The sequence below is a fragment of the Marivirga aurantiaca genome, from assembly GCF_016679925.1.
Classification (GTDB): domain Bacteria; phylum Bacteroidota; class Bacteroidia; order Cytophagales; family Cyclobacteriaceae; genus Marivirga; species Marivirga aurantiaca.
On the sequence record NZ_JAEQBW010000004.1, the window covers coordinates 299,374 to 313,912 of the forward strand.

General features: G+C 35.8%; 13 protein-coding genes and 1 pseudogene. 5 read left to right on the plus strand and 9 right to left on the minus strand.

What is annotated here, in order from left to right; translation table 11 throughout:
* The first annotated feature begins 35 nt into the window (after window positions 1-35).
* Window positions 36-1,931 carry a hypothetical protein gene (locus JKA74_RS11645; protein WP_201431366.1) on the plus strand — a complete coding sequence of 632 codons (1,896 nt, stop codon included), beginning with the start codon at window positions 36-38 and terminating at the stop codon, window positions 1,929-1,931.
* Complete coding sequence (locus tag JKA74_RS11650; RefSeq protein WP_201431367.1) at window positions 1,928-2,182, plus strand: hypothetical protein; 255 nt, start codon at window positions 1,928-1,930, stop codon at window positions 2,180-2,182. Before JKA74_RS11645 ends, JKA74_RS11650 begins: the two co-directional genes overlap by 4 nt.
* Here JKA74_RS11650 and JKA74_RS11655 read toward each other — a convergent pair.
* The 9 genes and pseudogenes from JKA74_RS11655 to JKA74_RS11695 all read right to left on the minus strand — a co-directional run bounded on the left by JKA74_RS11655 (window position 2,169) and on the right by JKA74_RS11695 (window position 12,238).
* A complete protein-coding gene (locus tag JKA74_RS11655; RefSeq protein ID WP_201431368.1) occupies window positions 2,169-3,239 on the minus strand; it encodes a TniQ family protein in 1,071 nt (356 codons plus the stop codon). The two genes, JKA74_RS11650 and JKA74_RS11655, sit on opposite strands and share 14 nt — an antisense overlap.
* Window positions 3,236-4,120, minus strand: coding sequence for a TniB family NTP-binding protein (locus JKA74_RS11660; protein ID WP_201431369.1), 885 nt, complete (start codon window positions 4,118-4,120; stop codon window positions 3,236-3,238). The genes JKA74_RS11655 and JKA74_RS11660 overlap by 4 nt, the downstream gene beginning before the upstream one ends.
* Window positions 4,095-5,948, minus strand: coding sequence for a Mu transposase C-terminal domain-containing protein (locus JKA74_RS11665; protein WP_201431370.1), 1,854 nt, complete (start codon window positions 5,946-5,948; stop codon window positions 4,095-4,097). The genes JKA74_RS11660 and JKA74_RS11665 overlap by 26 nt, the downstream gene beginning before the upstream one ends.
* A gap of 1 nt (window position 5,949) precedes the next feature.
* Window positions 5,950-6,627 (minus strand): TnsA endonuclease N-terminal domain-containing protein, encoded by a 678-nt coding sequence (locus JKA74_RS11670; protein ID WP_201431371.1) that lies wholly within the window; start codon window positions 6,625-6,627, stop codon window positions 5,950-5,952.
* Between the two features lie 53 nt (window positions 6,628-6,680).
* Window positions 6,681-7,547: pseudogene (locus tag JKA74_RS11675) on the minus strand (YifB family Mg chelatase-like AAA ATPase); the annotation flags it as partial.
* Window positions 7,537-8,118 (minus strand): D-sedoheptulose 7-phosphate isomerase, encoded by a 582-nt coding sequence (gene lpcA, locus JKA74_RS11680; protein WP_201431372.1) that lies wholly within the window; start codon window positions 8,116-8,118, stop codon window positions 7,537-7,539. The pseudogene JKA74_RS11675 and the gene lpcA, both read right to left, overlap by 11 nt.
* A 7-nt stretch (window positions 8,119-8,125) precedes the next feature.
* On the minus strand, window positions 8,126-8,500 hold the full coding sequence (locus tag JKA74_RS11685; protein WP_201431373.1) for a hypothetical protein: 375 nt from the start codon (window positions 8,498-8,500) through the stop codon (window positions 8,126-8,128).
* Window positions 8,501-8,561: 61 nt separating this feature from the next.
* Window positions 8,562-10,406, minus strand: coding sequence for an ABC transporter ATP-binding protein (locus tag JKA74_RS11690; protein WP_201431374.1), 1,845 nt, complete (start codon window positions 10,404-10,406; stop codon window positions 8,562-8,564).
* A gap of 137 nt (window positions 10,407-10,543) precedes the next feature.
* Window positions 10,544-12,238 (minus strand): capsule assembly Wzi family protein, encoded by a 1,695-nt coding sequence (locus JKA74_RS11695; protein ID WP_201431375.1) that lies wholly within the window; start codon window positions 12,236-12,238, stop codon window positions 10,544-10,546.
* Between the two features lie 256 nt (window positions 12,239-12,494).
* On the opposite strand from JKA74_RS11695, the gene JKA74_RS11700 reads away from it, so the two are divergent.
* The 3 genes from JKA74_RS11700 to rpiB all read left to right on the plus strand — a co-directional run bounded on the left by JKA74_RS11700 (window position 12,495) and on the right by rpiB (window position 14,517).
* Window positions 12,495-12,740, plus strand: a complete 246-nt coding sequence (locus tag JKA74_RS11700) for a type B 50S ribosomal protein L31 (protein ID WP_201431376.1) — start codon at window positions 12,495-12,497, stop codon at window positions 12,738-12,740.
* Window positions 12,741-12,878: 138 nt separating this feature from the next.
* A complete protein-coding gene (locus JKA74_RS11705) occupies window positions 12,879-14,066 on the plus strand; it encodes a GlmU family protein (RefSeq protein ID WP_201431377.1) in 1,188 nt (395 codons plus the stop codon).
* A gap of 22 nt (window positions 14,067-14,088) precedes the next feature.
* Complete coding sequence (gene rpiB / locus JKA74_RS11710) at window positions 14,089-14,517, plus strand: ribose 5-phosphate isomerase B (protein WP_201431378.1); 429 nt, start codon at window positions 14,089-14,091, stop codon at window positions 14,515-14,517.
* Window positions 14,518-14,539: the final 22 nt, after the last annotated feature.

A 14,539-nucleotide genomic window follows, 5' to 3' on the forward strand; every position in this document is an offset into this window, starting at 1 on the left:
TTTGCTTTTACAAAAGTTATTGAGATTTTAGCTGGATGGATACCAAAAATACATTTAGTCCCCCCGAACTTGATAAAAAGAGTACTTACTGGATATCTGGAATAGGGCAGGTACAATTTAAAGGGGAGTCTATTTTAATTAAAATCATTCTCTACAAATTATCCGAGCTGATAAAACCTTCTGAATTTAAATTTGATATGAATCAGATTCCAGACTGGAAGCCGATTGTTCTTTGGATTGATGTTGGAATGATATCAGAAATAACCATCGGATGCTTTATTCACAAAACAAAAATTCTTCAACCTAAAAAGAATTTAAAGAAACTTAGAGTAACTAATCTAGGGTTAGAAGATGAAAAAGGTATCAGTGATTTTAAAGTAAAAAGCATTTATGATTTTCGAATAGAAGATATCAGAAAAGATAAAAACGGTAAGATTATAACGCTTCCTTCTTATGGATTTCCATTTTCAAAATTGAAAAACCTACCTTGTTTGCACTATATCAATCGTGAGAAATGTAAACTGTATGTCTTTCCATGTATTGAAGTCATTCGGTTCTATTTTTTCACTTCATCTGATTTAGCTTACTTACTTTGTGGACATTTTCTAAAAGAACATATATTGGTGAATCAACGATTGACTACGACTTATAAAAATGCTAAATACGATGGTTCGGATTTCATTCAATTGTCAAGGAATGTACCCGGGGAAGATGTGCTGACTGTCGGAAGAATATACTTATACGAAAAAGCACTTAGGGCCGCTAATATGATAAGAAATTCTATTTTTAGTAGCTACTCTGAGGGAGACGGAGGTTATCCAAAAAGCTTTTTTCCATTTGATGATAGTAGTAACTTGGAGATCAATACTATTGAAATGGGTGTTATAAAAGTTGAAGGGCCTTACAAAGGCTATTCAGTAGAGTTTGTTTCTAAAATTGTTAATTGTGATTATAAATTTATTCAAGAAGGATTTGAATGGTATAGAGATAATGATAATTCAAAAGCAGATCAAACTAATGCCGATAAAAGAAAAGGGCCAAAGCATGAAATTCCTCCTGAAGACACTAATGAGCTAAACATTAGACGATCCCATCAACCATATAATCCATCTAAGAGAAAGAAGAAACTTAATTTAACGAGTTCAAGATTTAAGGGTGCGCCAGATTTAAATAGCCTAAAATATAATTATAAAACTGAACAAAAAACTGTAACAGATAATGGAATTTTCCAGCAAGAAGACTCTAATGAAGAAACCCTTAATCCAGGAATCTCAGGAGACTCAAAAGCTGGTTCTGCTACTATAGCAGATTCACCGCCAACTAAAAAAGAGTCAGATAAAGAAAGAAAGCTAAGAGAAGATAGGCAAAGCTATATACTGTTTTTTAATCAGTTGGCTGAGAGGTTTACTGAAGATTCCAACCTTGAGATAAGTACATATAGTTTGTTTTTTGATGAAAAGAAGTGGGGAAATGAGCCTATAACAGAAAAAATGCGAAAGTTTTCCACAGGCCATAAAAAATTAAATCAAAAAAAAAGACAGCCAAAATATGTGTGGGAAGGAAAAAGAGAAGTGAAATTTATAGAAATCCAGATAAAAAGCTCCACAAGATTTTATTATTTATTTGATGTCATACAAAGACAAGGAACAGCAGATCCTCCCACTTTACTCTTTCTAATCAATAATTCAGATTACAAATTAATATCAAAAAGGTTATTTCAAGAAATATTTCTTTTTTTTACTAATAAGAGAAAAATAGCTGTGCCAAAGGATGAATTGCGCCATCTAGAATGGAGTACCTTCAAAAGGGAGTTTGTAATAAGGAGAGTAGATAAAGATGCAAAAGAAGATAGTATGGAGGAGATTAAAACCTTTAAACCTGCTGAGCAGACCTATATGAAAATTTATGAAGTAATTAAGAATAAAATATGAGTAACGATCAAGTAAAAATTAAATTAAAAGGCTTTAATGTATCCAAGAATGACTTTGAGGAAAAATACAATGTACAACTTTCCGATATTGAATGGGGAATAATTGCAAAAAAAATCAATTCATCATGGGAAGAACATATTCAGGAAGTGAGGCTTCTTGCTTTTAAGCACATTAGAGCAGCAATGAATGATATAGGGTATACTCCTTCTTTGGAAGGGAAAGATATTAGCTTTAAATCTACAGATTCTTAATGTGCGGACTTAAGCTCTTATAAGAAGGGAGGTACTTTAAGGTTGGGTATGCATGCTTCCAGTAGGTGTATTTTAACGTAAGGTTTTCATTTATCATTTTTGCAAACCAGTATGGTAGTTCCTTATTTTCAAAATAAAGGAAGTGACTCATAATTTTAGATTCTTTACATGTTTCTACAAGCTCTTGTTGATCCAGGTTTAAAAGAAATATTGCTTTTTCCATTAAATTGGTTCTAACTTCAAGTGTTGTATTCCGCATCTCGAGTGTTCTGTTATTCCCTTTTTCTAATGGGACAAAGCCATATTTATCACTAATGAATTTATCGAAATTATAAATTCTTTGGATGCGAGAGCTAAGAATCCTTAATAGCAAAAAAAGAACCTCAAAATGTAAATGAGAGTAATTTAAATTATTGGTATAGCCTTTATCTAAGTAGGACTCTAATTGTTTTTGATTATCCAGTTCGATAGCAGAGCAATTGATCCTCTCGGAATCTCTAAGATCAAAGTCACAATTGTAGCAATAACAAAGCTCTTCTGTCACTATTTTTTCTTTATTTCTAAAGTCTAATCTTAGAAAGGAAATAGGTAAATTACAGGAAGGGCAATTATCTCTTAATTTTATACCGCATTTGGTACAGACAGTAGAAATTATTAAACGCCATCTTTTCCTATAGTAAGGCTCCTTGTCATCAACAAAACAAGAACTACAGTACATTAAATGATTATTGTTCGTAAGTCTATGATAGTGACCCCTGGTTAATATCCAGTTTTTTAAGGTCGGATCAGTCGTAAGTTTAGGGAAATAATCTGTGAGAACTAGGCTCTTTAAGGTTTCCTTACTTAAGAAAGTAATTTCTGTTAAACTATAAAGGAGATCGTCTTTTATGTAAAGATCAATGTCCCTTGTATCTATCTCTGTTCCTTTAAATAAAAACTTACAGAATGTGTGATACTTTGTTTGAAATCGTTTAGAATACCTAAGCAGCCAACTGGTTAACAGTTCATCATTGAGTGGTTGTAAATGGACAGGCAACTTAGTGTTATAAATACTCACAGCAATGGCATTTTCTTTTTTTCATCTGGGTGTTGGATATTGCTATTTTCTATCACTTGAAGTGTAATTTTTTCGATTCCAAGATCAATTGCTTTAATTGCTGACTTCTGGATTACATTACATATCTCTCCTATATTTCCATTTGTCAATGAGATTATTTTAGTGGCAATCTCTCTTTGGAACAAATCAGATTTTTCCCTCAACGGCAGAATTTTTTCGTAGCTATTAAGAAATTTTATATACTCCTTATCAAGTCTCCACCTTTCAAGTGGCACAGTTTCAAACCTGCTGGACATTTGAGGATCAGATTGAAAAACATGAAAAGCATCTTTTGTACCCACCGCAATGATAGAAATACTAAGTATGTTGGATAGCGATTTAATTGCATTAAGAAAGATTTGCTTTTTAGTGCTATTGCCAGTTAATAAATGATGTATTTCATCTATTATTAAGATCTTGATATCAAGCATCTGAAATGCGTTTACAACCTGATCAAACAGAACTTCCGGCTTATGATTAGATCTGAAAGGAACTAAGAGCTTACGAAGAATTTGCTGGTAGAATCTTTTTTCGTCAGGCAAAGGTGGGGATTCTACCATTAAAACTTTTTGTCTTACTTCTTCAGTCTTTTCATCAAAGTAGAGCAAATGGTTCTTAGCAAACCTATCAATAATAACAGTTTTCCCATTGTTGCTTGAACCCACTAATAGAATGTCTGGCATTCGTGTAGTACGTGGCGTTAGGACAAGATCTTCAAATTGGTCCAGAACTTCTTGTGCTCGAGTGTATCCTATCCACTTATAACCTTTAATGAATTGTTTCCTTTCTTCATTACTTTTTTGAGTAATATTGATACTACTGTTTTCTACTTGATCCATCATCTATGTCTTCAAAGGATTCATGTGCTTGAAAAATATCATCATCAACTTCTATCATTTTACTTGTGGGTGGATTAATGATCTTTTTGTGCCCTTTTTGTTTATTCTTGACTTCATTTAATCTTCGAGCTTTCTTGGTTTGCTTTAAAGATCTGTCCTCTATTTCTCTTAATCTTTTATATGCATCGAAGATTGCATCCTCATTAATAACCTGCATACCTCGCTTGGTCAGCTCATCTTTAATTGCCTTCAATTCCCATTTGGTCATAGGGGGATGTGATGTATTTCTATATGGCACTGGAAAATACTCCTTAAGCTCAGGGTCAAGAAAATATAAGACACTGATGTCCCGGGGATCTCTCTTGAACTTAAATTTCTTTTTAGCTCGCAACTTCCCGGATTTAACATCCAGGGCATTTATCCATTTGCGAAGTATATCGCTGTAGTAATAGATTCCATCAACCAGAACACCATAATCCTGAATCGTTCTGAATTCAAATGGCATAAAATCAAGTAGAACTTTTCGTTTATCAGTTAATACTGGCTGGTAGCCAACTCCTACAACTTCATCAGTTCCAATAATTCCTTCCCTCCATTTGTTAATTGGAGAAGTATTAATACCAAGATGTAATTTTTGATGATATACTTCAACTATATATGTCAATATCCATTTTTCTATTTCTGAATAGGTAAATACAGCTCGTTTTTCAGAATCGTATTCTCTTCTATTTAAATATCTGTTAAAAGTAGTTCCTTCAAGCTGGTGCAATTCCTTCGAGAAGGTTCCTAGAAGCCTTTCAATCATGCCTCCATACTCTGGTACTTTAACTGGTCTCCAGTTGATATCTATTTGATATTCAAGGCATGCATGTTCTAGCATTTTTGAACGAAATTCCATGGCATTGTCCATATGTATGCACCTGATCTTCCCATGGCATGGCCATAATGTGTAAATCTCGTTTTGAGCTAAATACTCCTCTTTAGGTAAAATAGCCTGAGAAATACATAAACCAACACTCATTGCATTTGGAGATTCAAATCCTATATAAAAACCAACAACCATACGACTATATGTATCAATGGCTAAGGTTAACCATGGCCTGCCGATTGGCTCCCTGTACTTTTCATCAACAACGATAATATCTAATGGGGTATGGTCTATTTGAACAGATGATAATGGAAATAAACTATCTGGAAATGAAGATATTTTTGGGGAAAACTTCTTTCTAGCCGCTGCTCTTCCAAGTCTATGTTTTACTGTTTCTAATTCAGACAATGCCAATACTCGTCTTCTTACAGTATTGTAGTGCGGAGGTCGTAAACCTTCATCTCTACACGCCAATTGAATTTCTAAGTGAACTTGTTTTATGGACTTTCTTTGTGATTTAAGATAGTGCTTTTGAATATTACTGTCGATGATTTCATCTAGAGCAGAATTTAACCGACTTTTCCCTTTTCCACCAGATCTATCTTCAGGTACTAATGAGGTCATCAGTTCAGTTTCTTTATATTTCTTGATCCATCTATAAAGTGTAGCAGTACTGATACCAGTTTTATTGGATAACTCTTCAACTTCCTTTCTAGAACCCTTCTTACCAATTAGAGGTCTTATTATAGCTAATCTAGATTTTGCCTCCTTCAGTTTTTTTTCACTGTAAGATTCTATAATCTCAATGCCATTTATAATTTTTCCTGATGCTATTGATAATTTAATGGTTTTAGAATTTCCTGATGAATCAATCAATTTAACTTCATCACCGTCAAGGTCTATAACTTCATACTTTGTTTCCTCATAGAGAATAATATCTCCCTTATAGATTGCATCTTCCATATTATATCCAGATTAAAGAGTTCATGGAAACTCTCAATGAAAGATCCATTTTAATCATATCAATTGAAACCATATGCCAAAGAGTGAACAGAAGAAATCCTCTTCTCTTTTCACTACTACAGGTAGCATTTAGTAAATCTTTAGGTGTTGTCTCCTTCATGAGTTCTAAATTATCTAATAGGAAGGAAACATCCTCAATTCTTACATCTTCAGAATTCTTGTAGTTATTTAGAAACTTCACATTAAAAAGATAGTCACCCCTAATTTCTCGCTCTGTAATAAATTTAAAATTCCAATCCTTCTCCTGGCAAAATTCAGAGGCAGCCTTAAATTTTGGTTTGTATTTATTCCAATTTTTCTTGAGCTCATCTCTGTACTTTACCTCTACAAGTAGTGGTTTCAATCTTTCGTGTCGAGGATTATCATTTTTGTAGAATATTAGAAAGTCCGGAGTATATGTCCGACCTGCACCAATTTCATCAATATAACTTATAGTTAAAGGTTGTTCTATGAAGCGGTAAACATATGGGTTAAAGTCTGTAATTTGAATAAAGTCTCTCTCTAAAGAAGATTCAAATGAATAGAGCCTGTCTGAATTTTGACTTGAAATTCTTCCAGTTAAGGATGTGTGATTTTTCCCTATTTTACGAACAGGGCTGTAGTTTTCGAAGTTTTCCATACCTAAGTTGTTGAGACTGTCTCATTACTTTGGTAAATATCTCAAAAACTTTGGTTAATTGCACCTCCTACTAAAGCAACATCCGAAATAGTGTGGTGCGGGCTTCTATAAGGACGAGTGGCAATTAATGAAGCGTCAGGACCTAACCTTCCGGCAACAGAATGAATTTTAGTGGTTTCCAATGCTTCCGGTAAGCTCAGTGGAGGTAAAATGGAAGGCAGTCTTTTGGCCAGCATAGTTTTTCCCGCACCTGGTGGACCAATCATAATTACATTATGACCACCTGCAGCGGCAATCTCCAAAGCACGTTTAATGTTTTCCTGCCCTTGCACATCCGCAAAATCAGCATCATAGTCATTCAGGTTAGTAAAGAAAATGTCTCTTGTATCTATTGAAAGTGGCTTAATAGAAGAAGTACCTTCCAGTACCTCAATGGCTTCTGTTAGTGTTTCTACTCCAATAACATCTAACTTGTTCACAATGGCAGCCTCAGCGGAATTTTCTTTTGGAAGGATAAATCCTTTGAAACCTTGTTTTCTTGCTTCTATAGCAATGGGAAGTACTCCTTTAATTGGGCGTAATTTACCGTCAAGAGCCAGTTCTCCCATGATCATATATTGACCAAGTGTATCACTGAATATTTGTTTGGAACTGACAAGGATTCCTAAAGCAATTGGTAAATCGTAGGCAGACCCCTCCTTTTTAACATCGGCCGGAGCCAGATTCACTACGGTTTTCTGACGAGGCATGTTAAAACCACTGTACTTAATGGCAGCATCTATACGGTGTTCACTTTCCTTAATGGCATTATCAGGTAAGCCTACCATATGAAACTTGGTGCCCTGGCTCACATTTACTTCAATGGTAATCACACTGGCATCTACTCCAAATACTGAACTTCCATAAGTTTTAGCTAGCATAAGCTAATTGTTTTTCTATTTGTAAAATGAGTATATGAATTATTTTAATATGTATTTCCTGAATTCTATCGGCATAGCCAAAATGTGGTACCCGTATTTCCACATCACAATTTTTGGCTAATTCTCCTCCGTCTTTTCCTGTTAGGGCAATCACTTGCATTCCTAATAACCTTGCAGCATTAGTTGCTTCCAATATATTCTGTGAATTTCCGCTGGTACTGATGGCTAATAGAACATCATTAGGTTTGCCCAAGGCTTCTACACTTCTACTGAAAATATACTGAAAACCATAATCATTCCCCACACAGCTAATATGGCTTACATCCGAAATAGCCATGGCTGCCAGGGCTGGCCTGTTATCCCTGAACCGTCCACTCAACTCCTCGGCAAAATGCATGGCATCACAATGGGAGCCACCATTACCACAACTCATTATTTTTCCGCCATCTTTCAATGAATGAACCAATACTTTAGCCGCTTTTTCAATAGCTAACAAATTGGCATCATCGTTTAAGAACTGCGTCAATACTTTTTGTGCTTCTTCTAATTCTTGTTTGATGGTGGATATCATTCCCTCACTACGATTTATTATTTTTATTGTCCTCACTTTTACTAGTCTCCGAGGCTGGTAGGTTTTCGGCAGCAGCAGTGTTTTTTGGAGTTACAGAAGGTGTTTCTGTCTCCTTTTTATCATAAAGTTTGGCCTTTAACTGATTAATCTCTTTGGAATGGTTGTCATACACTTTCTTCAAATGTTTTTGCTGCTGCCATTCAAAAATCAGCAAAATCAAGAACAGGATTAAACCCAGGTACGCACTGTACATCATTAAATCCATATTTTTGAATAGGTTTAACAGGAAATTGAGATCATTTTTTCCTACAGAAATGATAATAATGGCAGTTAGATGGAAAATTAGAAGTGCAGAATAAACAATAATTTTAAAAGTCTTCATATTACTGGAGTTGTTATGGTTATGGTTCTCGAATCAAACAAATATAGAAATTATTTCCTAATCAGCTTACAGATTGAATTTCTATCAACTTATTGTAGACGCCACCTTTTTTAATCAATGATTGATGGGAACCTTTTTCTATGATTTCTCCATCCTGCATTACATAAATTCGATCGGCCTCCTGTATAGTGCTTAGGCGATGTGCTATTACTATAGATGTACGATTCTTCATTAGATTTGATAAAGCATCTTGCACTAATTTTTCCGATTCGGAATCCAAAGCGGAAGTAGCTTCATCCAGAATCAATATATCGGGATTCTTCAATATAGCTCTCGCAATACTAATTCGCTGGCGCTGGCCACCCGAAAGTTTAGCGCCCCTATCTCCAATTATTGCATCATAACCGCCTTTTATTTGCATAATAAAATCATGTGCATTAGCCACTTTTGCCGCTTGTTGCACCTCTTCCAAAGTGCTTTCAGGCTTTCCAAATGCAATATTGTTGAAAATAGTGTCATTAAATAAAATGGATTCCTGGCTTACAATGCCCATTTTACTTCTTATGGTCTCAATTTTAAAATTCTGAATAGGTTTTCCATCTATCAGGATTTGGCCTGATTTTACGTCATAGAATCGTGGGATTAAATCTGCCAGGGTAGATTTTCCGCCACCGGAAGGACCCACCAAAGCAATCATTTCCCCTTTGTTTACTTTTAAATTAATATTTTTCAGCACAAGCTCATTGCCATAGCCAAACGATACATTCTCCAACTCAATGGACTCATTGAATTCGGTCAACGGAATAGCATCTTTGCTGTTCTTAATACCGGGTTCTGTATCTAATATGGTGAAAATCCTATCGGCTGAGGCAAGTCCCCTTTGTACATTGCTGAAAGCTGCGGCAAGGGATTTGGCAGGGTTTAGCACCTGGGAAAAAAGTGCGATAAAAGTGATAAAACTTCCTGCATCCAAACTGGAATCCCCATCCAATATCATGGAGCCCCCTACCAATACAATGCCCACTATTACTCCTACTCCCAATATTTCAGAAATAGGACCTGCCAAAGCAAAGCGTTTTCGCATGCTTATATTGAAAGTGGCATAGTTCTTTACCTGCTTTCCAAATCTGTTTTTGGAAAAATCCACTGCATTGAATGCTTTGATAATTCGCATGCCTCCGAGGGTTTCCTCTAATATGTCTGAAATCTTCCCAAGCGTTTCCTGGCTTTGCTTTGCTTTCTTTTTAAGTTTGATAGAGATATAGGAAATAATAAAGCCTGACAAGGGCAAAATAATGAGTGTTATCAGTGTTAATTTTACAGAGATAAAGAAAAGAGCAGTAAAATAAACAATGATCATTATTGGTTCCTTTATCACAGCTTTTAAACTGTTGACCACAGTTCCTTCCACTTCCTGCACATCACTCATTACTTTTGACATGATATTTCCTTTTCTTTCCTCGGTATAATAGCCAATGTGCAAGTTCATCAACCTATCAAACAGGGTATTTCTTAGTTTAGAAATCACATTTGCTTTTACAATAGCCGAGATTACTTCTACCAAATACCGAAATATATTGGCCAGAATGATCGAGACGATTAGCACGAGACAAACAAATTGTAAAGCCTCATATTTGTCTTGCTGGGCATATTGTAAAAAATAATAATCAAAAACATCAGTGATATAATCTAATCTGAATTCAAATTCAGGTAGGTCTATCGGGGCAGGTGGGCTTGCCGCAGCAGATTCCACTTTTTCGGTTTTAAATAAGGTATTCAAAAGGGGAGCCAATATACCTAAGCTGACTACACTGAATACTGATTGTAAAATAACATAAATCAAGTATTGGGGAGCCAAAAGACCGAGTGGCCTGGCATAAGAAAGAACTCTAAAATAAGTTTTCATCAATAAAAAGCTGAATTTGACTGCAAGTTAAGAGTATAATGACGCTTTTACTTAAAAATGGTTGAAATTTACGGATACAGCAAAGTTGAAACCGAATCTTCAGGTGCAGGAAATGGAAAAATAAAAGGTGTTGACCCTTAAAATATATTTTCTCTTCTTGGAATATTCCATCTCAGGGAGGCAGTGTAAAAGCTGTTTTCGGAGGTATTGTTTCCAAATTCACTTTCCTGCTTTCTGATAGTATAGCCCAATTCTCCAAAAAGATTATGTTTCATCATAACAGTCAATAAAAATTGATAGTAGGTAAGGTGATTGGATTCTCCCTGACCAATACTGTGGCCAAAGTCACCCTGTCCGGGATAGCGATAACGGCTGTTATTAGCTTTGAAGATATTTCCTCCGAAATTCACATCAGTAGTATCTGTACCAAAATCAGCTAATACAGCTTTAGACTGGAAAGTAATTCTTGGAGTGATTTGATAACGCATAATAGCAATAAATTCCTGGAAATTGGCCCCTAAGGGATGGGCAAGTGATTGCTTATAATTGGCATAATTGGTGAAGTTGTTATCATGCGCATACATAAAGGGGCGGGCCATATTATATTCTCCCTGAAGATCCAAATTAGGAATTTCAAAAGCATTAAAATACTTTAATCCTGCCTGTACGGAGTATTTGTTGGCCCACCAACCACCCTGCCTAATGTTGTCAATCAAAAATTCATCCAGCACAAACTGTCCATATAGTGAAAATCTTTTAAGGAAAATCCAGCGAAAATCCATTCCTAAGAGGGCATTGCCAGAACTGCCATCCTGTTGCTCAAGAGAGCGATAAAATATGATAGGGTTCAGGTAATTGATGTCAATGGGATTTTGCGCACGGGAGGAGTCACCTGACATAACAGCTTCAAATACACCAATATTAATATTTTTGGTGATGTTATAGCTTAAATGATGAAATGACATGAATTTCCGGGGGTACTGATTCTGACTACCGGTTGGTGTATTTCCTGAGAATTTTATATCTGCTGTTTGTAATCCAAAAATGTTGGTGTAATTGAACTTCCATATTTTAGTTTCCGCTTTTAAAAATAGGTATCCCGGGGAAAAGTCGCTCAATATCATAGAGCGATAACCATTGCCTACAAAAAACCGATCATGACCGAATTGCAGATTGATGTTTTTAGTGGCCTGGAAAGAAACATAACCTCTGGCTGTGAAAAAATCCTTTCCCACATTATCGTCTCCATAGTTTTTCCAAAAGCCTTCATTAGGTACCGCCTGATATTGAGTGATAAATTCGTTCACATGCTGAGGGAAACGCAGCTGGTTTTCTCCTATAAAACTGTAAAAACCCACTTTTTTATTAATCAACCCACGTACTTCTATCCCCCTGGTATTGATAAAGAGAGTATTATCACTGATGGATTCCTTTCCATAGCTGAAATTAATGACGGGATTAATATGCAGGTCAAATTCCTCTTTGTGCACATTCAGAAAATCCGATTTGGTTTTATAGATATGTTTTAAAAAAGGCTTTTCAGTCTGATAATGGGCACTATCAACCCATTCCCAATTGTCGTTTTTTAAATAGTTGTAATTAAATAAATCCCTACTGTTATAGTCTTTAGTGTTTAGGCTATCTAGAAATTGGCCAATTTCCTTTCTGTTGAAAGGTTTCATGGAGGCGTGAAAGCTTTCAGCAAATGAGCCACTTCTTACTTCCATACGCTCTATCAAATGATAGTAATCAGCATTCAACGGGGCATTAACAGCCTGGCCAAAAGTAATAGTAGCATACAACAGGAAACATAAGGCAAATAAATATCTCATAGTAGTTTAATCTTGAGGCAAGATAAAAACAATAATATAGATGCTAAGCAAAAAAGAATAGCTATTTAATAATTCTTCAGTTAAATACTTTAAAATTGAGATAAATTTGGTTCATTCCGATCATTAAGGTATTGTGCTTCTGATTCTTATTTACGCTACTATTTGGAAAGATAGATTTCATCTGTTATTTTTGCATTCCCTTTGAAATAATGGGGGCGAATTGGTTGGGAATCAAGAACTTTAATTTAACAATATTATGAAAAAAGACATTCATCCTGAGTATAGAGACATCGTGTTCTGGGATACTCAAGCAGATACAAAATTCTTAACAAAGTCAACAATGACTTCTGATGAGACAGTGAAAATGGAAGATGGTAAAGAATACCCTGTTGTAAAAATAGAGGTTAGTTCTGCATCGCACCCATTCTATACAGGAAAGAAAATCTTCCTGGATACTGCTGGTCGTGTGGAGAAATTCAACCAGAAGTACAAAAAGAAATAATCTTTTTTGTTTTAAAATTCATTTTAAAAGTCTCTCCGATAGTCATATCCGGGAGACTTTTTTGTTAAAGGCCGAAATATTTAGAATTCCTTCCTGGTTTTGGAAGGTTATTCTCATGAAGGTCTTATTTTTGTACCTATGAACTACCTGCTGATTGAACAAGCTGAGAGCCGCGAAAAGCTGAAACCTTTTACTTTTACCCGTCCAATTGCTGAAATACGTGTTGGGATATTAACGATTAGGGAAAAGTGGGAGAAATACCTGAAAACTGAAATATTCCATGTTGCAGCCTCTTATTTGCAGGGAAAGTTCCCCCGAAAGATTGCCTCCCAGAACACACTAATTAATAGTTCAGTTTGCCCCACACCAGAATTGGTGAAGGCCATTCAATTAGGTGCTACCCTAAAGAAAGGGAATATATTAATTTCCGCACATGTTTCGGAAGAAGAGTTAGCCTTTTTTAATGCCAATGAAAAGCTTGAACAGGCGGCTGAATATGATGGTGACTTAACTATCATTTCAGAAAAGTGGCATATTTTTCAAAATAATGGAAAAGAGATAAAAGCTGATTTTGAGTTAATTACCCATGGCAGAAACTCTGTTAAAATTGAAGATCCCCATACAATTGTTTACAATGGAGAAAATATTTTTGTGGAGAAGGGGGCTGTAATTAAGGCAGCGATATTAAACGCGGAAAATGGTCCTATTTATATAGGGAAAAATGCTTATGTAAATGAGGGAGCCATTATTAAAGGACCTTTTGCCTTGGGGGAGGGTTCTCATGTAAACATGGGAGCTGTCTTTAAAGGAGATAGCACAGTAGGCCCTTTTTGCAAAGTTGGGGGAGAAGTGAGTAACACGATATTTTTTGGATATTCCAATAAGGGGCATGACGGGTTTATAGGGAATTCTGTAATAGGGGAATGGTGTAATTTGGGAGCAGCTACCAATACTTCCAACCTGAAAAACAATTATGCCAATGTAAAGCTTTGGGATTATGGTCAGCAAGGGTTTGTCGATACGGGTCAGCAGTTCTGTGGGTTAATGATGGGAGACCACTCTAAATCCGGAATTAATACTATGTTTAATACTGGTACTGTAGTGGGCGTTTGTGCAAATGTATTTGGAAGTGGATTTCCACGTAACTTCATCCCATCTTTTGCATGGGGTGGGGCATCAGGATTTACTACTTTTCGATTGGAAAAAGCCCTGGAGATAGCAAAAATAGTAATGAAACGAAGAGATTTGGAATTGGGGGAACTCGATCAGCAAATATTAAATTTCCATTTTGAGGAAAGTGCTTCAGAAAGGTTTTGGGAGAATTAATAAAATTATAAATTCAGTAACAATGAAAATAGCAATAGGAGGCGATCACGCTGGTTTTGAATACAAGCAAAAGCTTGTTCAGTTTTTGACATCTGAGGGATACGAAGTGAAAGATTTTGGCCCCTCAACCGATGATTCAGTTGATTATCCGGATTATGTACACCCTTTAGCTACTGCTGTAGGCAATGAGGAACAGGAGATGGGGATTTTAATTTGTGGAAGTGCCAATGGGGTAGCTATGGCAGCCAATAAACACAAGAGTATTCGTGCAGCCATTGCCTGGCAGGAAGAATTGGCCAAATTATCACGTCAGCATAACAATGCAAATATTCTTTGTTTGCCTGCACGGTTTATCAGTTATGAAGAGGCTCAAAAAATAGCTCTTGCATTCTTAAAAGAACCGTTTGAGGGTGGGAGACATGAAAGAAGAGTGAATAAAATTCCTTGTTAATGAATAATTCGGAGTAACAGGG